The 23,958-nt window shown below is 56.8% G+C and carries 15 protein-coding genes; 12 read left to right on the forward strand and 3 right to left on the reverse strand.

Features of this window, described 5'->3' with window-relative positions; all coding sequences use genetic code 11:
• Positions 1–20: 20 nt before the first annotated feature.
• The gene (locus NF347_RS13465) at positions 21–1,271 is read right to left on the reverse strand and encodes a hypothetical protein (protein ID WP_107681585.1); all 1,251 of its coding nucleotides are present in this window, start codon (positions 1,269–1,271) and stop codon (positions 21–23) included.
• A gap of 124 nt (positions 1,272–1,395) precedes the next feature.
• Between NF347_RS13465 and NF347_RS13470 the strand changes: the two genes are divergently transcribed.
• The 3 genes from NF347_RS13470 to NF347_RS13480 are packed head-to-tail and all read left to right on the forward strand — an operon-like array spanning position 1,396 to position 4,119.
• Positions 1,396–2,049: a WxcM-like domain-containing protein gene (locus tag NF347_RS13470; RefSeq protein ID WP_107036025.1), complete on the forward strand. Its 654-nt coding sequence runs from the start codon at positions 1,396–1,398 to the stop codon at positions 2,047–2,049.
• Entirely contained in the window at positions 1,994–3,169 is a 1,176-nt protein-coding gene (locus NF347_RS13475; RefSeq protein WP_107681584.1) for a DegT/DnrJ/EryC1/StrS family aminotransferase, read from the forward strand. The genes NF347_RS13470 and NF347_RS13475 overlap by 56 nt, the downstream gene beginning before the upstream one ends.
• Complete coding sequence (locus NF347_RS13480) at positions 3,166–4,119, forward strand: GNAT family N-acetyltransferase (protein WP_240604917.1); 954 nt, start codon at positions 3,166–3,168, stop codon at positions 4,117–4,119. The genes NF347_RS13475 and NF347_RS13480 overlap by 4 nt, the downstream gene beginning before the upstream one ends.
• Before the next feature lie 993 nt (positions 4,120–5,112).
• On the opposite strand, the gene NF347_RS13485 is transcribed toward NF347_RS13480, so the two are convergent.
• Entirely contained in the window at positions 5,113–10,287 is a 5,175-nt protein-coding gene (locus NF347_RS13485; RefSeq protein WP_306254301.1) for a hypothetical protein, read from the reverse strand.
• A 590-nt stretch (positions 10,288–10,877) separates the two neighbouring features.
• Between NF347_RS13485 and NF347_RS13490 the strand changes: the two genes are divergently transcribed.
• The 7 genes from NF347_RS13490 (at position 10,878) to NF347_RS13520 (ending at position 21,255) form a co-directional block, all read left to right on the forward strand.
• Positions 10,878–12,062 (forward strand): efflux RND transporter periplasmic adaptor subunit, encoded by a 1,185-nt coding sequence (locus NF347_RS13490; protein WP_107036724.1) that lies wholly within the window; start codon positions 10,878–10,880, stop codon positions 12,060–12,062.
• A 52-nt stretch (positions 12,063–12,114) separates the two neighbouring features.
• Positions 12,115–15,489: an efflux RND transporter permease subunit gene (locus NF347_RS13495; RefSeq protein ID WP_107036723.1), complete on the forward strand. Its 3,375-nt coding sequence runs from the start codon at positions 12,115–12,117 to the stop codon at positions 15,487–15,489.
• A 190-nt stretch (positions 15,490–15,679) separates the two neighbouring features.
• The gene (locus NF347_RS13500) at positions 15,680–17,068 is read left to right on the forward strand and encodes a TolC family protein (RefSeq protein WP_107681508.1); all 1,389 of its coding nucleotides are present in this window, start codon (positions 15,680–15,682) and stop codon (positions 17,066–17,068) included.
• Between the two features lie 35 nt (positions 17,069–17,103).
• Positions 17,104–17,898: an acyl-ACP--UDP-N-acetylglucosamine O-acyltransferase gene (gene lpxA, locus NF347_RS13505; protein ID WP_107681507.1), complete on the forward strand. Its 795-nt coding sequence runs from the start codon at positions 17,104–17,106 to the stop codon at positions 17,896–17,898.
• A 354-nt stretch (positions 17,899–18,252) separates the two neighbouring features.
• On the forward strand, positions 18,253–18,864 hold the full coding sequence (locus tag NF347_RS13510; RefSeq protein WP_107036726.1) for a riboflavin synthase: 612 nt from the start codon (positions 18,253–18,255) through the stop codon (positions 18,862–18,864).
• A 30-nt stretch (positions 18,865–18,894) separates the two neighbouring features.
• Positions 18,895–20,562 carry a putative transporter gene (locus tag NF347_RS13515; RefSeq protein ID WP_107681506.1) on the forward strand — a complete coding sequence of 556 codons (1,668 nt, stop codon included), beginning with the start codon at positions 18,895–18,897 and terminating at the stop codon, positions 20,560–20,562.
• A 24-nt stretch (positions 20,563–20,586) separates the two neighbouring features.
• Positions 20,587–21,255: a cytidylate kinase-like family protein gene (locus NF347_RS13520; RefSeq protein WP_107036719.1), complete on the forward strand. Its 669-nt coding sequence runs from the start codon at positions 20,587–20,589 to the stop codon at positions 21,253–21,255.
• A gap of 235 nt (positions 21,256–21,490) precedes the next feature.
• Here NF347_RS13520 and NF347_RS13525 read toward each other — a convergent pair whose 3' ends face one another.
• Positions 21,491–21,652, reverse strand: coding sequence for a hypothetical protein (locus NF347_RS13525; protein ID WP_161953432.1), 162 nt, complete (start codon positions 21,650–21,652; stop codon positions 21,491–21,493).
• 2 nt (positions 21,653–21,654) lie between these two features.
• Here NF347_RS13525 and NF347_RS13530 point away from each other — a divergent pair, with 2 nt between their 5' ends.
• Together NF347_RS13530 and NF347_RS13535 are read left to right on the forward strand one after the other, a co-directional pair.
• Positions 21,655–22,386 carry a hypothetical protein gene (locus NF347_RS13530; RefSeq protein WP_107036718.1) on the forward strand — a complete coding sequence of 244 codons (732 nt, stop codon included), beginning with the start codon at positions 21,655–21,657 and terminating at the stop codon, positions 22,384–22,386.
• A gap of 415 nt (positions 22,387–22,801) precedes the next feature.
• Positions 22,802–23,785 carry a polyprenyl synthetase family protein gene (locus NF347_RS13535; RefSeq protein WP_107681724.1) on the forward strand — a complete coding sequence of 328 codons (984 nt, stop codon included), beginning with the start codon at positions 22,802–22,804 and terminating at the stop codon, positions 23,783–23,785.
• Positions 23,786–23,958 lie beyond the last annotated feature (173 nt).

Genomic DNA, 23,958 nt, shown 5'->3' on the forward strand with positions numbered 1-23,958 from the left:
ATGGCATGGTGGCCGGCCGGTTATTGGCCGGCTACCGTCGTTTTCTGTATAACGTCGGCGGCAAGGTTATTGTTGAATCCGACTATGATGTCGGCCACGCGGCCGTCCTTGCGGCAGATGAGTGCTGCGGGCAGAGTGGCCGCGCCGCAGTCGCGGGCGAGGCCTCGGGCGCTTATGAGTGTGGTTTCGCCGAGTCGTGCCGGCCCGGTCAGCGACTCTATGGTGTCGGCGTGGTTGCCGGTGAACGCCCATATTATGTCGGCTGCAAAGGGAAGCTGTGCCACCCCCTGGCGCACGGCGTCGATAAACTGCCCGGTGAAGCCCCCTTCGGGATCAAGCACCACTATCAGCGTCGGGGAGGCGAAGCGGTCGGTGGCAAGACGCGAATAGCGTTCGCCGGTGAGCGTCGGCAGGGCGAATTCCGGCATCGGGTTGCCCGGCAGGCTCTCCACGCGGAAATTGCTGCGGCGATAGTTGGCGAATACGTCGGGATAGGTTGCGATAAGCTGCTCTTCGGTCAGGGCGGGGCATCCGGCTGGATCTCCGACGGTAGCCGTGAGGTAGTCGGCGTCGACAGTCTGCTCGCTGACGGTGCCGGGGGAGTTCTCATAGTGAAGCCTGACCGGAAGCAAGGTAGAGCAGTCGAATATCATCTCGGCTTCGGAGGCCGTGCGCTCCTGGCCTTCGAGATGCCTCACCGCCCTCAGGGCTGTGCGGCTTATGCCCCCTATGATAGTGTCGGCGTTCAGTGTCATGGTGCATGACGGATCCTTCGCCAGGTTTTCTATCTCGTCGGCAAGAAGTGTCGGTAGCAGGGAGGCGAACTGTGCCGTGCGCTGCACTCCGTCGCCTTTCAGTCCTCCGATCTCGCGTGGACGGAAAGCCATCGAGTCGGCTTCGTAGTGGTATTCCTGAAGCCGACGGGATGAGTATCGGTAGTGGTTGCCTGAGAAGTAGGCCGAGAAGCCGCGCGAGGGTTCGTCGCGTCCGGTCAGCTGCCAGTCGATGACGTAGGAGCATGGGAGCAGCTTGTCGTCGGGAGCGGGGATCTGCCGGAGAGCCACTTCGTAGACCACATCGTCGGAGAGCTGCGGCATCCCGACGGTGAATCTCACCGTATCGTTGTAGCACTGCGCGGAGCGCAGAGCCGTGAGAATGCGTTCAATCCCCCGGACTGCGTTGTCCGGGGGAGTAGGATTGTCGGCTGACGCTGAAGCGAATGCGATAGCTGTGGCAGCCGCCGCCAGCGGCAATCGGATTATCCCTTTCATAAATAAACAAACAGTTGAAAATATATTAGAGCATGGATAAAACGAGATCGTTTTCTGTCATTACAACGTCGGCCGGCCCGAAAGTGTTTTGCCGAGTGTGAAATAAATCGTCGCGAAGGCCGTTATGACTATGATGAGCCTGAACCGGATCCATATACCTGTAGTCAGCGACAGCCGCGGCTCTCTTGCTTTCATCGAGCAGGGGGGGGCGGTGCCGTTTGTGCCGTCGTCGGTATGGCTTGCCTCCGTGCCGTCGCGTTTCGACGGCTGCGGGGCGGTAGTGGCTCTGCACGGCTCTGTCACTGTGGGCGGCAGCCTGACCATCGGCGATCCGTCGGAGGGTGTGCTTTTTTCGGACGGCTGCGACATAGTGGTGTCGTCAGGCGGTGTGGCTCTTGTGGTGGGCGCCGACGTTTCGGGGGGCATCGGTGTGCCGTTTGCCATGAAGCGTGTCTATTATATCTGGAATGTTCCGTCGGGCCGTTCGCGTGGCGATCATGCCCACCTGCGCCAGCGCTCTCTGCTTATGGCGGCCTCGGGCAGTTTCGATCTGACCACCGACGACGGCTCCGGCAGCCGGCTGACCCGACGGCTCGATGTGTCGTCGGGAGCTGTGGCCGTTGATGCGTCGCAGTGGCGCGTCATAGAGCGTTGCAGCGCCGATGCCGTTGTGCTGGCGGTGGCTTCCACACCTTATGATCCGACGGATTATCTATATGACTATGAGCAATTCATCGAAGTGCAGCGAGGAGCAGTCGCCCCGCTATCCGTTTCTTGATCTCGCGGCTGTCAACGCTCCCTGTGCCGGGCGGCTTGCCGAGGCGGCCTGCCGGGTGATAGAGAGCGGGCGCTATATCGGCGGCGAGGAGGTGGAAGCTTTCGAAGGGGAGCTTGCCGCGCTTGCCGGCACGGATTGTGCGGTGGGCACGGGCAACGGCTACGACGCCCTGCGCCTGATTCTGCGCGCGTGGGTGGAGATGGGACGTCTGCAGCCGGGCGACGAGGTGATCGTTCCGGCCCACACGTTCATAGCCTCCGTTCTCGCCGTGAGCGACGCCTCGCTCGTGCCCGTGCCGGTCGATGCCGATCCGCTGACGATGAATCTCGACACTTCGCTCGTCGAGGCGGCTCTGACGTCCCGCACCCGCGCCATAATGCCTGTGCATCTCTACGGTCGTGTGTGCTGGGACGATACTCTTGCTTCTCTGGCCGCTTCGCGAGGGATGCTTGTGGTGGAGGACTGCGCCCAGGCCATAGGGGCGCGCTCTGCTGTGGCCGGACTTTCCGGCAGCTGCCGTGCGGGTGCGCTGGGTCATGCGTCGGCCATAAGTTTCTATCCCACTAAAAACGTCGGCGCGCTGGGCGATGCCGGAGCCGTGCTGACTTCCGACCGTGAGCTTGCAGCCACGGTCAGGGCGCTTGCCAATTATGGCTCTGACCGCCGCTATCACAACATATATGCCGGAGTCAACAGCCGGCTCGATCCGATACAGGCTGCCATGCTGCGCGTGAAGCTCTCGTGTGTGGCCGAGGAGAATGCGGCGCGTTTTGCCCGCGCCATGGCCTACGAGCGCACCATATGCCGTGCCGACCTTGTCAGGCCGCTGATGTCGGATTCGGTCACCGACTGTGTGTGGCACCAGTATGTGGTGCGCTTCACCGGCCCGTCGCGCGACCTGTTCCGCCGGCGCCTGCTCGAAGCCGGAGTGGCAACCGATGTCCATTATCCGGTGCCGCCCCATCTGCAGCCATGCTATGCCCGGCGTCAGCTGGCGCGCACGCCGCTGCCGGTGGCCGAAAGCATCTGCCGTCAGGCCGTGAGCCTGCCGATAGCCGGTGCTCTGACCGTGGCCGACGCTGCCGCGATAGCCCGTATCATCAATGATCTGGAGATATGAATGCCGCGCGGATAACGATGCATCGCTATGCTCCCGATATGGCTGCGGAGTGGAACGATTTTGTGGCGCGGTCAAAAAACGGCACTTTTCTGTTCGACCGCCGCTATATGGACTATCATGCCGGACGGTTTGCCGACGCGTCGGTCATATTCCGTTGCGCAGGCCGCCTCGCGGCAGTCATGCCGGGCAATATCGAGGGGGATCTGTTCCACTCCCACGCCGGACTCACCTACGGCGGACTGGTGACCGACAGCCGGGCTACGGCCGAGGCGGTCGTGGCGATGATGCGTATGCTCGCCGAGGATCTGCGTGCCCGGGGAGTGCGGCGGATGATCTATAAGCCGGTGCCGTATATCTATCACCGTATGCCGGCTCAGGAGGATCTTTATGCGCTGTTTGCCATCGGGGGCGGCGCCTCCATAGTGGGGCGCAGCATATCGTCGGCCATAGATCTCGGTTCGCCTCTGCCTATGTCGGAGGCGCGCCGGTCGGGGATACGCAAGGCGTTGCGGGCGGGGGTGGAGATAGTGCGCTCGGCCGATTATGCTGCGTTCTGGAAGATACTGTCGGAAAATCTGCTGACGCGCCACGGTGCTGTGCCGGTCCATTCGCTGGAGGAGATCACCGCTCTGGCACGTATGTGGCCCGACAGGATCGCGCTCCACGCCGCCATGCTGCAGGGGCGTATGCTCGGGGCGGCGGTGGTCTATGTGACCGACCGAGTGGTTCACACGCAATATATCTCCGCATCGCCTATCGGTAAGAGCCTCGGAGCGATCGACCTGCTTATCCACACCCTTGTCAGCGACACTTACAGTCGCATGCCCTACTTCGACTTCGGCGGCAGCACCGAGCAGATGGGACATCTGCTCAACGGCGGCCTGATATTTCAGAAAGAGGGCTTCGGCGCCCGCGCCGTCTGCTACGACACCTACTCCCTCGCTCTCTGAGGCTTTTTTTGTGACTAATAAGGCTTATAAGACTAACCGAGTCCTATAAGTCTATCATAAGTTCTATAAGTCTATCATATAGGAGTAGCCTGTGCTGTGATCTTCCGGATAATTCCGAATCCATTCTAAAAACAAACGCGCCCCCGCCCTCTATCCCCGCCCCCCCCTCCTCCCTGTGCTGACGCGCGGCGCGGCCTCGTACCCTCCGGGACTCGCCGCGCTGCGTCGTGCCCCCGCCGTGCTCCGGGGTCTCCGCCTCGCGCGGTCACCGCTCCGCTATCGCCTCGCGTCGCCCACGCCTCGCTCCGAACCCCGGTTACTGTCTGCCCGCACGCTCCGCGGCTCCGCTCTCCCCGCCTACCCCTCGCCTCCTCTCTGTGCCGTCGCCGCCCCCCTCTCCTCCTACCGGATGGGCTGCCGCCTCTGCCTCCGACCACCTCGGTAGCCTCCTCTCTGTGCCCCGCTCTCTATCCCTCTCTGTCGGATGGGCTGGCGCCCTCGGAGCCGCGGAGCGTGCGGGCAGACGGAATCCCCAGTTCGGAGCGGAGCGCCGCCCACCTGCCACGCGTCAGCGGGGCGGGGGAGCGCGCCGCGTAGACCGGGGGAGAGGAGAGCGCACCCCGTTCGGCCGAGCTGCGGAGCCTGCGAGATCAGCCGCCCGCGCAAGCTCAGGCCACCCACCGCCACATAGCGTCCCTGCCCTCTATCTCCACTCCCTCCTCCCTGTGCTGACGCCCGGCGACCCTCTCCTCCGCCCGCTTGGGGTGGTCGTAGACCACCTACCTCTGTAAACCCCGCCATGACGCCCGCAGGGCGGCTTGGTGGGGTTGTCTGATCGCCCGCTAAGCGGATCTTCGTAGATGAGCCGCAGGGACAGTCAGCTCATAGCAATGCCCCTCAAAAAACAAACGCGCCCCCGATTCACATCGGAGACGCGCCGCATATACTAACTTAAAAAACAGTCAAAAAGACTGGATGGATGGTCGTGCCGGTTTACTTCACCACCGCCTTGACGGCCTTGCCCGAGGCGAGGCGCACGATGTAGATGCCGCGGGGGAGTCCCTGTGGATTCACACGGCGTCCGGCGATGTCGAAGGTCTGCGCGCCCTCGGGCACGATGATCGAGTTGCCCTCCACGCGCACGCTTCCGGCCTCCTGATCGGCCCCCACGCCGTCAATGCCGGTCACTTCGGGCTTGAACTTGATCTGGTAGTCCTTGACAGACTCCGCTCCTGGGCGCTTGCCGCTCTCGAGGGCGTAGGCCTTGATCTGTCCGTTGATGACGGCCTGCGTGTCGTTGGTGAGCGTCAGCGGTCCGTTGTAGAGCTTCTCGGCGGTTCCGTCGAGCGAGTAGTAGATTGCCGCTCCTGCGGGTCCGGTGATGGTGATGACGGTCAGTGCCTCCTGCTCGTCGACGGTGATGGTGACGTCGCCCGAGAGGTATTCTCTCACTACCGACGCTTTGGCCTCATGCGAGGGGAGCATGTCGTCGGCTGTGGCGCGTGCGAGTATCTCGCCCGATGCCGTGGCGTCGAAGGCTCCGGTGTAGGGGTTCCATGTCTTGCCTCCGTCGAGCGAATACTCGATGGCTGCACCCTCTGTGGCACAGGTGATGCTGACGGTGGTCTTGTCGAGGAACGCAGCCTCGGCGGGATTGATCACGGGGAGTGCCACACGGTCGATGGCCTGCGATGCGGTGAGGTAGATCACCGGCTTGTCATTGTCGTCGGCGAGCACGTAGCCTGTGAGCTTCCATGCCTCGGCGTCACCCTCGGGGATGGCGGCGAATGTCGGATCGATGGCGTATGTGTTGCCCTCGGCGTCGGTGGCGTTGCCTTCGGCCACGGTGACTCCAAAGAGTGTGGCGGGCGCGGGGGTGCTGATAGCGAAGCTTTCGTCCTCGTCGAGCAGCTCGGCGTCGGCGTCGATCTCATGGATCGAAGCGGTGTTCTTGCTGTTTCTGACGAGCACGATGTCGGCGAGATACTTGCCCTCTTCGGCCTCGGCCGGAGCGGCAGCCACCACGGCGAGATTACCCTCTTTGTCGGCGGCCATCACCGTTCCCTCGGCAGCAGCCACCACTTTCAGATGCTTGCGAAAGTGGTAGAGATTGTTGGCGTTGTCGCCTCCAGCCATCTCGGCGAGCGTGTTGACGTCGGAAGCATCCTTGCTGAGGGTCAGCGTGGTGATGCGGTCGCCGGCGAGATATCCCGGACGGAGCGGGCACTTGAATGCCACGGTGGTGTTGTGGGTGTCAAATCCGGCGAGTTTTGCGGCGTCGTAGGCCTCGTATTCGCCTCCGTTGATGCTCATGAGTATTTCGAAGTCGGCATCCTCCAGTTCAGCGTCGGGGCTGCTTACGCTCACGGTCTTGATGAACGATGCTGCGAGCTTCGATGCGTCGTCGGCGTCGGGAGTGGCCACGATCTCATTGCCTTCGGCTGTCACTTTGACTGTGGGCAGCGGTGCGGCCTCGGTGATGGAGTAGTCCTTGATCTTGAGCGCATAGCCTGTGGCTGTGGCGTTCTTGAAGATGTGACCCTGGATATTGAAGTAGATATCCTTGCCTTCGGTCTTGGCGTCGTTGTAGGCCTTTATGATCTCGGCCTTTACATCCTTCACGGCAGGCTCTTCGGTCTCGTCGCCGTCCTCGGCGAGTGCGGCAGTCGACTCTGCGGCGGGCAGCAGCGACCAGTCGATCTCGAGGTTGGTGCCGAGTCCTGTGGTGGAGAATACCGGGTCGGTGTCTTCGTTGGCGGTCAGCTTCACATTGTTGATGGCCACATAGTCGGCTATGTTCGAGTCATCGAAGGTCAGCTTGGCCGCGTCGGCCTCGTTTGAGGCATCGTAGCAGAGATCCTTCCTGATCGGCGCTCCGAGGCGATCCATGTGGTTCTTGTACATCGGATTTCCTTTTCCGAGTTCGCCCCAGATTGTTTTGTCAGGGTCGTTCTGCTCATCATAATCGCTATATGAGTGCCCCTTGATATAAGCCCAGTTGTAGCGCTGATTAATGCCGCTGTCGTATTTGCTGCCTTCGAGACCTGTCAGATCCGCAACCATGACTCCGCTCATCTCGGCTGGTGTGAATGTGATGGTTGTGATCTGATCACCGATTCGTGGCAGACTCCATGTGCTGAAAGATGTCCACGTATAGTAGTTGCCGTGTACAAACGTGAACTTGGCGTTGTTCCATTTGTTTTTTGTGTAGGCGATGATATATCCGTCGGCTTCGGCGTCGCGAAGATACATGTATTGGTATGTGGGGTCGAATCCGAGTACCACCATCTTGCCGTCAACCCGATAGTACTTGTCCTTGAGCTGTTCGGCTGTTTTTCCATTCAGTTCCTTCTTTACCTCGGCTATGGAGTTGTAACCCGGAGCGGTGCTTATGATATCGGTCACTGTAAGGGTGAATGGTTCGCTGACAGCAAATGGTGCTTGAGAGTAAGCGCAATCCTGTGTATTGACGCTGACCCTGATCTGCCGGTTGTCATCAAATACGAGTGATGTGAGTGTGGCTGATGTAGTTGTTTTCGAACCGGTTATGTCAGAATTTGACGTGGGATTGTAATAGGAGTAGAAATAGTTTTTGGTGGTTCCGGCAGCGCCGCTGAATTGCAAAAGCATTCTTCCGCTAACCATTTTGATGGTAGCTTCGGCAGCATTACCTTCCTCGTTGAGTTTGTATGAGTCTTCAACCAGTGTCGTTCCGTTGCTGATATTTCCAATGTTGACGGTAGGCATTTTGGGGGCGATGTTTATGCCTCTGGGTATGATGTAGTAGCCTCCGTTGCCTTCGGTATCGTATTCGACAATACCTGTGATTACAACATCAGCGCCGTCAGTAAGTGCAGTGGTAGACGGGATGGCATACGTGTTGTTCGGAATCTGTGATATGAATCCTGTAGCGGTGGTAAGTCTTACGTCGATCTGTGTGTCGTCGGCATAATGGAAAAGATTGCCTGTCTTTGTATATTTGGCTTTTATGTAGACGATTTTCCCATAGTCGTCGGCGCTGAACTTTTCTATAGGATTGCATATATAAGTGTCGGTGACGAATTTCAAGCCTTTGGCGATGTTGTCTTTGAAAATGTCAGTGTAACGCTTATATGCGCCGGCGTAGCAATAGTCGAAATAGTCGATGTCGTTGGCTTCGTCTTTGAGTAATATGTAGGGGTGTCCCTGATCGTCGAACGAAAGTTGTCCGACAGCTCCTCCGGCGGGAATGAACGGTATCTGGTTGAACACACGTCCGGCGGTGGCCTGGAAGGCTGCTCCGGGCCATGCTTTTGAGGCTGTGGTAACCTTTGCATTCATTCGAGAAACGAATTTGAGGGGAGTGCCTGTGGTGTCTCGGGCGTAGACTATGTAGGTATTTGGATCGGCTGTGTATGTGCCTGATGCGAGAGTCTGTATCGGGAAGTCGAGATATACGAGCTTACCGTTGTTGGCTTTGTCAAGGAGCTGACCGGCATTGCTGAACCTTATGCTCTCGATTTTTTTGAACTGATAGGTGGCGACTCCCGAGCATATCTCGTTGCCGTCGACTGTGGCATAGCTGCGGATTGACAGATATCCGTCGCCGGTCACTGCGATAGGATCCTCGCCGACGAGTGTGGCTTTTGACTTGTCAAACGTCTTGTCGTCGAGCTGTGTGTCGCCGAAGATGTAATAGATCTTCGCTTCAGGATATATGCAGGCGGCATTGTGGGCTGCGGTTACTTTCAGGTCTTTGAAGAGATTGTAGATGCCGGTGGCATTGCTCTGAACGGCTCCGCTTGAGATTGTCACCTCGGGCACCATCGGGAGCTGAACCGGAGGTGCGATTTTGGATGTGTATCTGATTTTCAGACCATCGAACCCGAAGGCCATGTCAAGGCCGTTTTTCTGGTCGGTGGTGGCGGCATAAGTACCTGTGTTGAAAGGATCGTATGAAATCGATGCTTTGACAGTGTATGTGGAGTTGCTTGCGTCGAGTCCTGCGACGTTGGTGATGGCGCTTATGACTGGGGCAGTGCCTCCTATTGCTCCGGTGGGGGCTGTTACGTTGGAGTTGGCGTATGTCGCGCTTGTTCCGGTTGCGGCATAGTTGTTGAGCTGATATTCCACAGAATATGCCTCGTTGATGTCGTCGGAGGCCGAATAGTCGGGATCAAGGGTGGTGTAGAAGGTCACGCCGATCGTTGCGCCGATGATCTTCCTGACGGGGTCGATGATGACTGTCGGCTGGTTGGGTTTGGGTGATGCCGGGCGTGTGAATGTGGTCATTGCGTTGCCGATGCGTGTCTTGACAGTGGCGCCGTTGAGTTTTATCCGTTCTGAGCCGGTGGCTTCTGTCCAGTCTGTGGCGTCGTCGTCCTTGTAGTAGATGACGTCGGCATAGTTCTTGCCATATTTCATAGTGTTGTCATACTTAGGCATCCATCCGTCGGAGTTGTCGTAGTATTGCACTATGATCTTGCGTATCTGCAGATAGTAATATCCATCAGGATTGACAAAGTCCAAAGTCAGGTTCGGCTCGTCGCCATATATTCGGGAACTTTCGTATTTGACGGTTATGCCGTCGTTGTCCAGGTTGACTGCGCTCAGTGTGAATCGGTCGTCTTCAACGTCGGAGCTGAAGTCTTTGATGCACTTGATGTTTTGTTTGTATGCTTGCAACGCCTTGTTCAGGTTGTTGCCATACATGTTTGTCTGTATCTGAATTGATTTGATGCGCTTCTTGTCGCTCAACGAGATTTTGAGTTTTGCTCCGGTATATGTATAGATATTGGTGTTGATATACGATGTGTTCTGATACCAGGCAGGATTTTCGTTTTTCGGCGTTGTCGAGCAGTTGGAGAAGTCAAAATCGATAGTCAGCGGGTCATCGTCGTCGGCAGCCGATTTGATCAGATATTGCCCGTAGCCGTGAGCGTCTTGTCCGGTGGGAATGTCTGTTGGTGTTATGGACTCTGAGTCAGACAGGGTGTAGTCGGCGGTATTGGTGGCGCCTTCAAGCGCTCCTTTGACTCTTTTGCCCATGCTGACCAGGCCGTTGGTGAAGTTGGATTTGGTGACAGTGTAGGTTTTAGTGACTGGTGAATGCTCCTGGGCGGCGGCGTGGTGTGGCGATAGGCCACAGAGAGCTGCCACCCCGAGAAGGGTGAGTAGAAGTTGTTTCATAATCTTTGTCCTGTTGTTTGATTAGAAAAATGATTAAAACTGGATAGTATAAAATTTATGAATATGCAGAATTAGCATGGCCGTCTGATCGGTCGAAAAAATCGGTTGTGAAGTTAAAAATTGGATAATAGTGCGAATATTTTGGGAGAAAAGTTTAACAAGATTGTAAAAGTGTGTCAGGGGGGGGGTACAATACTGTTTACTAAAGCGCACAAACGTGCGCGTGAGTTGCGAAATGGGAATTTGTGAGAATAGTGTATTTAATAGGAATAAAAATAGTATATCAGGTTCGATTGTATTAGGGCGGCCTGTGGCGGCCTTGGAAATGTAATCGGACTGATCGGGTAAATGGTGTGGCGATGTCGGGCAGGTGAGTGGTCGATAGGGTGTGAAAATTGGAAGAAAAGTCGAATGGTGTTAATGATGCTTAAAGTTGTGTGAAATATTTGTGGGCGGCGTTTCCGCAGGTGCAAATAGTTGAGTACCTTTGCACGCGTATTTTTCGGAGGGAGTGTTTCGCATCTGGAACCAATCACTGAGATGTTAGCATAAATCGGAAAATAGTAAGTTACACGATAAATAATAAGCGTATGAATTTAACCATGTTGAATCTGGCCGGCCTGATGCTGGCCGGCGCAGTGGCAACAGTAGCCGTCGGATGCAGTGGCGGCGATCAGCAGCAGATGCAGCAGATGGCTCCGAGCATAGCCACGATCACCCTCGCGGAGGGCACGTCGGATCTCGAGAGCAGTTTCCCGGCTCTGATCAAGGGCAAGAGCGACGTAGCGATACGTCCGCAGGTGACAGGTTTCATCACTAAAGTGTGTGTCGACGAAGGCCAGCAGGTGAGCAAGGGTCAGACACTCTTCATTCTCGACCAGGTGCAGTTTCAGGCTGCCGTGGATCAGGCCGTGGCGGCTGTCAACGCAGCCCAGACCGCAGTGTCGACCGCCCAGATGACCGCCGACACCAAGAAGAAGCTTTACGACAAGAACATCATAAGCCAATATGAATATCAGGTGGCCGACAATCAGCTCCAGAGCGCCAAGGCACAGCTCTCGCAGGCTCAGGCTCAGCTGATCAACGCCCGCAAGAATCTGGCATATACGGTGGTGACTTCGCCTTCTAACGGCGTGGTGGGCACGATACCCAACCGCGAAGGCTCGCTGGCGTCGCCCTCGTCGGTGGAGCCGCTGACCACGGTGAGCGACAACAACGAGGTGTATGCCTACTTCTCGCTGACCGAGCGCGATCTGCTCTCGCTCTCCGACGGCGGCAAGCGCTCGCTCAAGGAGGCTATCGCGGCGATGCCCAAGGTGAAGCTGCGCATGGCCGACGGCCAGATCTATCCTCTGGAGGGCACTGTGGCCACAGTCAGCGGTGTGATCGACAACTCGACCGGCTCTTCGAGCGTGCGCGCGCTGTTCAATAATCCCGACGGACTGCTCCGCAGCGGCGGTACGGGCCAGGTGATCATCCCCAATGTGCAGGACAATGTGATCATCATCCCGCAGAAGGCCACCTTCGAGCTTCAGGACAAGCGCTTTGTGTATGTGGTCAACGACTCCAACAAGGTGGTGTCGACTCCGATCACCATCGAGGCTTCCAACGACGGCAAGACCTTCATCGTCACTTCGGGTCTCAAAGCCGGCCAGCGTATAGCAGTAGAGGGCGTGGGCACGCGTCTGCAGGACGGCATGGCCATCACTCCGGTGGATCAGGCCGCGCAGGCGGCAGCCGCGCAGCAGAGCGCCGAGGGTGTGGCAGCCGAGTGAGCCACTCTCTCTCATACACACAAATATTCAGAATAAAGTTAGTATTTGACAGATGAAATTAGATACGTTCATTAACCGCCCGGTGCTGTCGACGGTAATCTCGATATTCATCGTGCTGCTGGGTCTGATCGGCCTCTTCTCGCTGCCGGTGACCCAATTTCCCGACATAGCGCCGCCTACGATACGCGTGTCGACCACATATCAGGGCGCCAACGCCCAGGCTGTGCTTAACTCCGTGATAGCTCCTCTTGAGGAGTCGATCAACGGCGCCCAGGGCATGACCCACATGGAGTCGACCGCCACCAACTCCGGCTCGGCCGACATCACAGTGTATTTCGAGCAGGGCTTTAATCCCGACATGGCTGCCGTCGACGTGCAGAACCGTGTGTCGAAGGCTCTCAACCTGCTTCCCGCCGAGGTGACTCAGGTGGGTGTGCAGACAGCCAAGCGTCAGTCGTCGATGCTTCTGATGGTGTCGCTCTACGACGCTTCGGGCAACTACTCGATGGAGTTTATCGACAACTATGCCAAGATCAATATCATTCCCCAGCTGCAGCGTGTGTCGGGCGTGGGCGACGTCATGTCGTTCGGTGCCGACTACTCGATGCGTATATGGCTCAAGCCCGAGGTGATGGCCCAGTATGGCCTGATGCCTTCGGATGTCACCTACGCTCTTTCGGAGCAGAATATCGAGGCCGCTCCGGGTACGTTCGGCGAACAGGGCGACCAGAGCTTCCAGTACACGATGAAGTATAAAGGCCGTCTGACCACTCCCGAGCAGTTCGAGGATATAGTGGTGGCCGCCAAGCCCACCGGCGAGATACTCCGTCTGGGTGATGTGGCCGAAGTGGAGCTGGGACGTCTGACCTACGGATTCTCCAACTCGCTCAACGGCAAGGTAGCCACGTCGTGTATCGTCTTCCAGACCGCCGGCTCCAACGCCACACAGATCATCAACGACTGTCTGGCCGAGATCAAGAAGATGGAGGGCGAGCTTCCCTCGGGTCTGAAGATAGCGATACCGATGAACAACAACGACTTCCTCGATGCCTCGATCCATGAGGTGATCAAGACCCTCATCGAGGCGTTCATCCTGGTGTTCTTCGTGGTGTATGTGTTCCTGCAGGATATCCGCTCCACGATCATCCCGGCCATCGCGATCCCGGTGGCTCTTGTGGGTACGTTCTTCTTCATGAACCTCATCGGCTTCTCGATCAACCTCATCACTCTGTCGGCTCTCGTGCTTGCGATCGCGATTGTGGTCGACGACGCGATAGTGGTGGTGGAGGCTGTCCACGCCAAGCTCGATGTCGGCTACAAGAGCTCTCGCCGCGCAGCCATCGACGCCATGGGCGAGATAGGCGGCGCCATCATATCGATCACTCTGGTGATGATGCTCGTGTTTATCCCCGTGTCGTTCATGACCGGCACCACGGGCGTGTTCTACCGTCAGTTCGGTCTGACGATGGCTATCTCCATCGGTATCTCTGCGCTCAACGCCCTGACGCTGTCGCCGGCTCTCTGCGCCGTGTTCCTGAAAGCCCACGGCGACGACTCGTCGCTCAAGGAGCGCATGGGCAAAGCCTACGGAGCGGCCGCCGAGGCTGTCGTAGGTCAGGCCAAGCGTCGCTTCACACTCGATCTTCCCCCGCTGATCACCTTCGCATTCCTGGCCGCCACGATCACCTTCATGGTGCTCGGCTGGTATAACGTGGCTCATCCGGTGAAGCTGGCCATCGCCTCGGTATGTGCCGTGGTGGCAGTGCTCGGCATCTTCGGCAAGCGCTTCCACAAAGGCTTCGAGATCGGTTTCGGCCGTATCATGAAATATTACAACAAGGTCACCGGCTGGTTTATCAACCACAAGATCACCGCATTCTCGCTGGTGGCAGTGGCAGTGGCCGCGCTGGTGTGGCTCATGAGCATCACCACCTCCACTCTTGTGCCCAACGAGGATACCGGAACGTTGTTCTGCATGGTCGACATGCCCCCGGGCACATCGCAGGAACGCACCGACGCCGTGCTTGAACAGCTCGACCAGATTCTGGCCACGGTGCCGGAGATCGAGTATCGCCAGAAAATTTCAGGCTACAGCTTCATGGCCGGCCAGGGCGCTACCTACGGCACAGTCATCATCAAGCTCAAGAACTGGGAGGAGCGCAAGCGCAAGGATCAGTCGTCGGACGCCATCCTGGGCAAGCTCTACGCCATGACATCCGTGATCAAGGACGGCCGCGTGGTGATGTTCGCGCCCCCGATGATATCGGGTTACTCGCTGACCAACGGTTTCGAGATCAAGATGCAGGACAAGACCGGCGGCAGTGTCGAAGACTTCTTCGCTGTGGTGCAGGGTTTCCTCGCACAGCTCAACCAGCAGCCTGAGGTGCAGGTGGCCATGACCACGTTCAACCCCACCTTCCCGCAGTATCTGGTGGATATCGACGCCGCCAAGGCCAAGCAGGCCGGCCTGTCGCCCCGCGACATTCTGACCACGCTGCAGGGTTACTACGGCGGTATGTATGTCAGCAACTTCAACCGTTTCGGCAAGATCTACCGCGTGATGATGCAGGCCTCGCCCGAGGCGCGCGTAAGCCCCGAGACCCTTGCGTCGATCAAGGTGCGCAACGGCGGCGAGATGGCATCGCTCTCCAACTTCGTGACCATGCAGAAGGTGTATGGCCCCGACCTGCTCAACCGATTCAACATGTTCCAGTCGATCTCGGTCAACGGTAACCCCGCACCGGGCTATACGTCGGGCGACTGTCTGGCGGCCATTACCCGCGTGGCGCAGGAGACTCTCCCGCCGGGCTACGGCTACGAGTATTCCGGCATGACCCGCGAGGAGGCTTCGAGCGGCGCCGGATCGACCACAGCCGTGATCTTCGGTCTCTGTCTGCTCTTCGTATATCTGCTGCTCTCGGCCCAGTATGAGAGCTACATCCTGCCGATGTCGGTCATCCTGTCGATACCGTTCGGTCTGATGGGTACCTTCATCTTCGCCCAGATCTTCGGAGTATCCAACAATATCTATCTGCAGATCGCCCTGATCATGCTTATCGGTCTGCTGGCCAAGAACGCCATCCTTATCGTGGAGTTTGCCATCGAGCGCCGCCGCACTGGCATGTCGGTGGTCAATGCCGCCATCCAGGGTGCGTCGGCCCGTCTGCGCCCGATCCTCATGACCTCTCTGGCCATGATCATCGGTCTGCTCCCGATGATGTTCGCCTCCGGCGCCGGCGCCAACGGCAATCGTGCCCTCGGCACCGGATCTATAGGCGGCATGCTTATCGGTATGTTCCTGCAGATATTCATCGTGCCCGCCCTCTTCGTGATCTTCCAGAAGATCCAGGAGAAGATCACTCCGATAAAGTGGGAGGATACCGACAACGAAGGCATCGAGAACGAGATCGAGCAGTATTCGCGTTAAGAGATCGTCTAAAATTCATATCACTTTGCTTTTGAGAGTCTTTTCAGCGTCTTTTTGTTTGCTCTTCGGTCATGTAGCTACGGCTACACTCCCTCATCACAAACAAAAATCCATCTGACAATCCTTCTCAAAATCCGTATAATATAAATTTAGACGATCTCAAAGAGGGACAATTCACATATATCATCAAATGAAAATCAATCGCATCATAATATCTACGGCAGCAGCCATGGCCCTCACGGGCCTGGCCGGCTGCAACATGTACGGCAAATTCAAGATGCCTGACGACTCCCAGCTCGGAAAAGCCTACGCCGAGGCCAAGGAAGCTCCGGTGGACAGCGCCGCCTTCGGCAATCTGCGCTGGCAGGAGGTGTTTACCGATCCGGTGCTCACCGATCTAATTTATCAGGCGCTCGACAATAACAAGGATCTGCGCAACGCCAAGCTCAACGTCGACATTGCCGCAGCCAACCGTCTGGGCGCGCGTCTGGCCTATCTCCCCTCGCTGTCGCTCGCGCCCAACGGCGCCGGCGCCAAGTATTTTGACGTCACCGACATGAGCTGGACCTATCAGATACCCGCCGCCGCAAGCTGGGAGGTGGACATCTTCGGACGTCTGCTCAACTCCAAGCGCGGAGCTGAGGCCGCCTACCGCCAGACGGAGGCTTACCGTCAGGCTGTGCGCTCGCAGATAATCGGCGGCGTGGCCAACTGCTACTATACCATAGCCATGCTTCAGCAGCAACTCGATCTGAGCCGCCGCACGGCCGAACTGTGGGCCGAGAACGTCACCACGATGAAGGACCTCAAGGAGGCCGGCCGCGTCACCGAGGCCGCCGTGGTGCAGAGCGAGGCCCAGTATCTGAGCATACTCGGCTCGATCAAGGACCTGGAGGACAATCTTCATCAGGCCAACAACACCATGTCGCTGCTGATGAACACCATGCCTATGGAATGGGTGACATCGCCCGACGCCACTCTGACCGCTCCGGAAATGCTTCGCGAGGAGATACCGATGCGCGAACTCGCCGCCCGTCCTGACATACGCGCCGCCGAAGAGAGTCTGGCCGCTGCCTACTACACTACGGCAGGCGCCCGCTCGGCCTTCTATCCGTCGCTCAACATCACTGCCAACGGAGGCTTCACCAATCTCGTCGGAGGCATGGTGATGAACCCCGGCAAGTGGTTCATACAGCTCGCCGGACAGCTGACGGCTCCGCTCTTCGCACGCGGACAGAACATAGCCCGCCTGAAGGCTGCAAAAGCCCAGCAGGAGCAGGCGATGAACAACTTCGAATATGCGCTCATGTCGGCATCGGCCGAGGTGTCGAACGCCATGATGCTCTATCAGAAGAGCACCGAGAAGGCCGTTCTGCTTCAGGAGCAGGTGGGCAAGCTCGCCACTTCGGTCGAGATCACCGAGGAGCTGCTTAAGCTCGGCGGCATGTCGACCACATATCTTGAGGTGCTGACGGCCCAGCAGCAGCTGCTGTCGGCCCAGATGTCGGAGCTGTCGTGCAACCTCACCACCGCCCAGGCTGTGATCAACCTCTATCAGTCGCTCGGCGGCGGCCGGTAATTATCCATCGAGTATCAACCTTAATCATTTCCATCATGGCAAGCAACATCAGTCCACTGGCCCATGTCGATCCGACGGCCAAACTCGGCGACAATGTCACCATCCATCCTTTCGCGTTTATCGACGCTGACGTGGAGATAGGCGACGGCTGCGAGATAATGTCGTACACGTCCATAATACGCGGCTCCCGCATGGGTCGCAACAACAGGGTGTATCAGGGCACTATCATCGGCGCCGACCCGCAGGATTTCCGCTGGAAGGGCGAGAAGACCTACTGCTACGTGGGCGACAACAACGTGATACGCGAGCATGTGATAATCAACCGCGGCATAGGCACCGAGGGTGGCACCCGTGTGGGCGACGACACATTCATCATGGCCGACACCCATATAGGGCACGATACGGTCATCAAGGGCCGCTGCGTGATAGGCAACGGCGTGACCATAGCCGGCGACGCCGAGGTGGGCGAGTGCTCCATCCTCTCGTCGGGTGTGATGCTCCACGAGAATTCGCGCGTGGGCGACTGGGTGCTTATCAAGGGCGGCTGCCGCATTACCGGCAATGTGCCTCCCTACGTGATCATGGCCCACAACCCGACGAGCTACTTCGGTGTCAACGCTGTGGTGATGCGCAAGCATGGCTTCACCGACGATCAGGTCGATGATGTGGCCAAGGCCTACCGTCATGTGTACCAGACCGGCACATCGGTGTTCAACGCCATGAAGCGTATCGAAGCCGACGTGGCTCCCTCGGAGGTGCGCGACAATATCATGCGCTTCATCAACGACTGCAAGCTCCGTATCGTGGCCATACCCCGCGATCTTGAGTGATAATCCGCGCCCGCGTGGCGTCGAAGTTCGCAGGGACGGACGTGTCAGCGCGGCTTCTGCTGTCTGAAACACTCTGACGACGCCTCCCGCTTGAGTAGTGAAATCAAAGGTGCTGTGCCAGGAAGTTATGTTCCGGCGCAGCACCCTTACGTTTGCGGAGGGATGATTGTGGAAACCGCGGAGGGGATGATTGCGTGGGAGTCGAGGGGTGTGTTGCCAGGTGAGTCGCGTGGCGCGGCATTATTGTTTTGGGAAGTAAAAAAAAATGAGTACTTTCGTAGCGTGTTAGGCCGTCCCGCAGTTTTGCAGTCGGGCGGGCTTGACACTCTGTATAACCCAATGCCGAAAAAAGACATGTTTTCAGGAATAGTAGAAGGAACCGCCCGTGTGGTGTCGGTCGTGGCCGACGAGGGTAACGTGCATCTCACCCTACAGTGGGATCTGGCCGACGAACTGCGTATCGATCAGTCGCTTGCCCATAACGGCGTGTGCCTTACGGTGGTCGCCCTTCCGGGCGACGGCACCTATACGGTCACAGCCATCAGCGAGACGCTGCGCCGCTCCAATCTCGGCGATCTCCGCGAGGGCTCGCTCGTCAATCTGGAGCGCAGTATGCCTGTCAACGGACGTCTTGACGGCCATATCGTGCAGGGACATGTTGACACCACGGCGGTGTGCACCGGCATAGAGGATGCCGACGGCAGCCGCTATTTCAAGTTTGAGTATGACATCGATCCGGCCATGGCAGCAAGGGGCTACATGACGGTCGAAAAAGGGTCGGTGACGGTCAACGGCGTGAGCCTGACGGTGTGTGACTCCGAGGCCCGGTCGTTTCGTGTGGCAATCATCCCCTATACCATGGATCACACCAACTTCTGCGAGATCGGGGTGGGAAGCCGCGTGAATATCGAGTTTGACATCATAGGCAAATATCTGGCCCGTCTGGCCGGATTCGCCGACAGATAACGCCCTTTTCGCGGCTAATGACACTGCATCATGGAATGGCTTGAAAGCGCGATATTGCAGCATTCGGCTCTGCAGGCCGTGATAGTGCTCTCGCTCATTGTGGCGGTGGGGCTCGGTCTGGGGAAGATAAAGATTTGCGGCATCACTCTGGGCGTCACCTGGGTGTTTTTCGCTGGCATTCTGGCCGGGCATGTGGGGCTGTCGATCGATCATCAGATGCTTCTTTATGCCGAGAGTTTCGGACTGGTGCTGTTTGTCTATGAGCTTGGCCTGAAGGTGGGTCCGGGATTTTTCAGCTCTTTCCGCACCGGCGGAGTGAAACTCAATGTGCTCGGTCTGACGCTTGTGATGCTCGGCACGCTGCTGGCTGTGGCCATGACGTTGGGTTTCAGCATCCCCATGGCCGATATGGTGGGCATAATAGCCGGGGCCACCACCAATACTCCCTCGCTCGGCGCCGCGCAGCAGGCTCTGCAGCAGATAGGACTGTCGGCTAACGGTGCCGCACTGTCGTGTGCGGTCACCTATCCTCTGGGTGTGGTGGGGGTGATCCTTGCCATAATCGTGGCCCGCAGGCTGTTCGTGAGGCCGTCGGATATGAAGCGTGCGGTCAGCGAAGAAACAAATCAGACTTATATCGCCGCCTTCCAGGTGCATAATCCTGCCGTGTACGGCAAGACGGTGAGGGAGGCGGCCGAGCTTATCAACCATCATTTTGTCATCTCGCGTCTGTGGCGTTCGGGTCATGTCAGCATTCCGACCTCCGACACCGAACTGATGGAGGGGGACCGGCTGCTGGTGATCACCACGGAACACGATGCTCCGGCGCTGACCATCCTCTTCGGTGCGCAGGAGAAAACCGACTGGAACGCCGACGATATCGACTGGGATGCCATCGATTCGTCGCTAATATCCAAGCATATCATAGTGACACGGCCGGAGATCAACGGCAAGAAGCTCGGATCGCTACGGCTGCGCAACAGTTATGGAATCAATATATCGCGTGTGTTGCGTTCGGGTGTGACGCTGCTCGCCACGCCTGAACTCGTGCTGCAGATCGGCGACCGTCTGACGGTTGTCGGCGAGGCCAAGGCTGTGGAAAATGTCGAGAAAGTGCTCGGCAACACCGCCACTGCGCTGCGCGATCCCAACATGGCGGCCATCTTTATCGGTCTGACCCTCGGGCTGCTGCTCGGATCGGTGCCTATCGCCATTCCGGGAGTGTCAACGCCGGTAAAGCTCGGCCTGGCCGGCGGCCCGATAGTAGTGGGTATAATCATAAGCCGGTTCGGACCCCGCTTCGGCCTCGTGACATATACCACCCGGTCGGCCAACCTGATGCTGCGCGGCATAGGTCTGTCGCTCTATCTGGCCTGTCTGGGACTGGATGCCGGCGCGCATTTTCTCGACACTATAATGCGCTCCGATGGACTGATATGGATCTCCGCCGGTCTGGCGATCACTTTCTTGCCTACGCTTCTCATGGCATACGTGGCGGTAAGGTGGGCCAAGGTTGATTTTCCTACGGCGTGCGGAATGCTGTGCGGAGCCATGGCCAATCCTATGGCTCTCGACTATTCCAACTCCACGATGGAGTGTGACGCTCCGTCGGTGGGCTATGCCACAGCCTATCCGCTCGCCATGTTTTCGCGTGTGGTCGTGGCTCAGTTGCTCGTGTTGCTCTTTTGTATAAGTTGAACGAATAAAAACGGATGTATTCCCATGAAAGACTCTGACAAGACCAATTCAGCCGACAACAGACATGTGACGATCACCGTCGGACGCCAGTTCGGCAGCGGCGGCCGTGAGATAGGGCGCAGACTGGCCGATGCGTTCGGATTCAGGTATTATGACAAGGAACTGCTCCACGAAGCCGCGCAGCGCGCCGGCGTGAGCACTGAGTTTTTTGAAAAGAACGATGAGCGCTTTCCGTCGTTTCTCAACGGTATTTTTTCGTTTGCATTCGGTATGTCGCCGAGCAATATATATGCCGGTTCCACCTCTATAAGCGACGATTCGCTCTATCGCGCACAGTCCGATTTTATCCATTCGCTCGCCGACACCGGTTCGTGTGTGATAGTAGGCCGTTCGTCGGACTATGTGCTCCGCGATCATCCCCGCACGGTCAACCTTTTTGTGCATGCCCCGATGGAGCGGTGTATCGACCGCATAGTGGCACGCGATCCGTCGCTGAGCCGCGAAAAGGCGCGTGCACGCGCTGAAAAGATCAATCGCCTCAGAGCCAATTACTACAATTTCTATACCGACAAGACCTGGGGAGCCGCATCGAGTTATGATCTGACTTTTGACACATCGCTTCTTTCTGCCGACGACATAGTGGCTCTCGTGCGCCACTATATACAGATGCGTTTTCCTGACAATCTTCTCTGACATCTGATATCTTTACCTTGATTTGCACTTGTTAACCAAATTATTTTGGTTTGATAGATGCGAATCTTTATCTTTGGGCATCCATAGGTGTAATATTCCTTAGGGAGAGAATTGTATTATGCCGGCTATAAGGCAAAACATTATGATGTCTTATGGATATTGATGGCAGTACACTTTGCTGTTTAACCGATGTAACTATTTAACAAATATAGCCATGAAAAAAATGCAATATCTTTTACATGTGATCGTGGTGGCGATAGCCGCAACGTGTCTGGCCATGGTTGCGACAGGGTGTAATGATGATGGTCCGGTTGTCGATCGTATCAATAGCGAGGTTGATTCTATAGCGTTGTGCAAGATCATGGCTGCCGGGCCGGTGTATTATGAGTATCAGCATAAATGGGATCCAAAAAAATCAATTCTCTTCCACCTGACTGGAAGGTGTACTGGCGGATGTGTGAAGATGGGAAAAATCATATTGTGGGAATGGTGGTCTGCGCTTATGACTACAGGTTGCCGGGGCATGTTTCCGAGGCGTTTGCCGATCTTGAGTATCTTGAGACTGTCGTCATCATGGGTCCGGGCTGGGAAGGTCAGCTGCCTGAGAATTTCGGACAAAATGTAACCGGATTAGGGTTGAAGGAAACCTTGTTGACCTCAGTAGATTGCAATATGAATTTAGCGGAAATGTGGCAGTTTTTCATACAAGACAATCCATTGTTGACCACACTCCCCGATTTGTCGACTTTGGGTCGTGATCTGGATTATCGCCAAGAGTTTAACGTGGTTATAACCAATAATGAAAATCTTTCCGGCCAAGTCCCGTCGATAAATATGCAGAACAAGCAGCGGTACTGTATCCAAATAAAAGGTAATGGATATACAAGTGTTGACTATCATCAGATAGGGCTGTACAGATGTCATTGGGGGATTGAAAATTGTATTGAGATGAGCAACAACAAGATTTCCGGAACGTTGCCGGATTATATAACCAACGATCCGCACAGACTCGTGAGGGCGTATTATATACTGAATCCACAAAGTGACGGATATGGCTTTTCCAATATGCCCTCGGATGAGGAAGTGGTCCGCATAAAAAAAGAGCTCGATCTGCCGAATTCCGCATATTAGAAACTGTTTAAAATTAATTCGAAATTTTTTATATAGTGAATCTTGTGGCTTCCTTGAGGTCTTTTATGGATGTTTTCACCGAGTCTCATCGGTCACATAGCTCGCTATGCTCCCTCTTCGACTCGTAAAAACACCTCATAAAATCCTCTCAATGAACCTCACAATTAAATTTAAACAGTTTCTTAGAGGGCGGTTCTTGGTGTGGCGGGAGGCCGGTCTTGTTGCGCTGATGTGACCGATTTCGGTTGCGCGGGTGTGAGTGCGGTCGGATTTCGCGAGGTCCGGCGGCGTCAGCGCCGTGGAGAGTTAGTAAAAATGTCGATATTTGTCAAGGCGGCAATAATCTTCGGTGGTAAAATATGGGGAATTCGCATGATATTTTGTAATTTTGCAACTCATTTTTCACCCTTGACAGATGATGACCCTCGAAGAGATAAGAAACACCATAGCTCCCGAACTTGAAGCGCTCGCCCGGCGTATCGACAGTGCGCTCGGCTCGGGCAATCAGCTGATGAACAGTGTTGTGGAGGGCTATTTGAAGTCGAAGGGCAAGATGATACGTCCGATACTGGTGATACTGACCGCGAAGATGCTCGGGGAGGTCAACGACCGTGTGATGGCCGGCGCTGCCGCCGTGGAGCTGCTCCACAACGCATCGCTGCTCCACGACGATGTGATCGACGAGTCGAAGATGCGCCGCGGTCGGCCAACCGTCAACAGTCGGTGGGACAATCACATAGCGGTGCTGGTTGGTGATTTTTTCGTCAGCTCCTCGCTGCAGCAGGCCTTGTCGACCGAGGATATCCGCGTGGTCAGCTCTATAGCGAGTCTTGGCCGTCTGCTTTCGCTCGGAGAGATCGACCAGATATACAACGCACGCTATCATTGTCTTGACGAGTCGGCCTATCTTGAAGTGATCCGCCGCAAGACGGCCTCGCTGTTTGTGTCGTGTGTGGAGATCGGAGGCTATGCCGTCGGGGCGAGCGAAGAGCAGCTTGCGCCGATGCGTCGCTATGCCGAGCTTCTCGGTCTCTGTTTTCAGATCAGGGATGATATATTTGACTATTCGGACGACGCTGCGACCATAGGTAAGCCTGTGGGCAATGATCTGCGCGAAGGCAAGGTGACGCTGCCGTTGCTGTCGGCGCTCAACCGCACGGATCTCGCCGAAGCGGCGTCGATGCGTGAACTTGTGGGCAAGGATGAACTTTCTGACGACGAGATAGCCGTGCTTATCGACTTCGCCCGCCGTGGCGGAGGCATAGACTACGCCTACGCACGGATGGAGGAGCTGGCATCGGAGGGTATCGCCGAGCTTGAGCGGGTGGCATCGCCGTCGGGCAAAGCAGCCGAGGCTCTTGCCGACATATTCCGCTACATCATAGAGCGCGACCGGTGAACCGGATCATTCCATGTAGCCGGATGCGGTACGGAGTGGAGAATATAGTGTTTTTTGCGGAACAACCTACCCCGCCCGGTCGTTTTTATAGCAGGTTCATACCACAGACATTCATCCTATAGCCTATCACGCGATACTCAAAAGGGCGTACAGCCTCGTTGAGGGCGGATGCA

It is taken from the genome of Paramuribaculum intestinale (assembly GCF_030759015.1).
In the GTDB taxonomy this organism is placed as follows: domain Bacteria; phylum Bacteroidota; class Bacteroidia; order Bacteroidales; family Muribaculaceae; genus Paramuribaculum; species Paramuribaculum intestinale.

Bases quoted from the DNA above. Each gene is read 5' to 3' on its own strand.
- NF347_RS13485 (WP_306254301.1), bottom strand. From the start codon at position 10,287: ATGAAACAACTTCTACTCACCCTTCTCGGGGTGGCAGCTCTCTGTGGC.
- lpxA (WP_107681507.1), top strand. From the start codon at position 17,104: ATGGCAAGCAACATCAGTCCACTGGCCCATGTCGATCCGACGGCCAAA.
- NF347_RS13470 (WP_107036025.1), top strand. From the start codon at position 1,396: ATGACTATGATGAGCCTGAACCGGATCCATATACCTGTAGTCAGCGAC.
- NF347_RS13520 (WP_107036719.1), top strand. From the start codon at position 20,587: ATGAAAGACTCTGACAAGACCAATTCAGCCGACAACAGACATGTGACG.
- NF347_RS13490 (WP_107036724.1), top strand. From the start codon at position 10,878: ATGAATTTAACCATGTTGAATCTGGCCGGCCTGATGCTGGCCGGCGCA.
- NF347_RS13500 (WP_107681508.1), top strand. From the start codon at position 15,680: ATGAAAATCAATCGCATCATAATATCTACGGCAGCAGCCATGGCCCTC.
- NF347_RS13495 (WP_107036723.1), top strand. From the start codon at position 12,115: ATGAAATTAGATACGTTCATTAACCGCCCGGTGCTGTCGACGGTAATC.
- NF347_RS13480 (WP_240604917.1), top strand. From the start codon at position 3,166: ATGAATGCCGCGCGGATAACGATGCATCGCTATGCTCCCGATATGGCT.
- NF347_RS13465 (WP_107681585.1), bottom strand. From the start codon at position 1,271: ATGAAAGGGATAATCCGATTGCCGCTGGCGGCGGCTGCCACAGCTATC.
- NF347_RS13510 (WP_107036726.1), top strand. From the start codon at position 18,253: ATGTTTTCAGGAATAGTAGAAGGAACCGCCCGTGTGGTGTCGGTCGTG.
- NF347_RS13525 (WP_161953432.1), bottom strand. From the start codon at position 21,652: ATGCTGATACTCATAATACACCGGCCCGGCAGCCATGATCTTGCACAA.
- NF347_RS13475 (WP_107681584.1), top strand. From the start codon at position 1,994: ATGAGCAATTCATCGAAGTGCAGCGAGGAGCAGTCGCCCCGCTATCCG.
- NF347_RS13535 (WP_107681724.1), top strand. From the start codon at position 22,802: ATGATGACCCTCGAAGAGATAAGAAACACCATAGCTCCCGAACTTGAA.
- NF347_RS13530 (WP_107036718.1), top strand. From the start codon at position 21,655: ATGGGATCCAAAAAAATCAATTCTCTTCCACCTGACTGGAAGGTGTAC.
- NF347_RS13515 (WP_107681506.1), top strand. From the start codon at position 18,895: ATGGAATGGCTTGAAAGCGCGATATTGCAGCATTCGGCTCTGCAGGCC.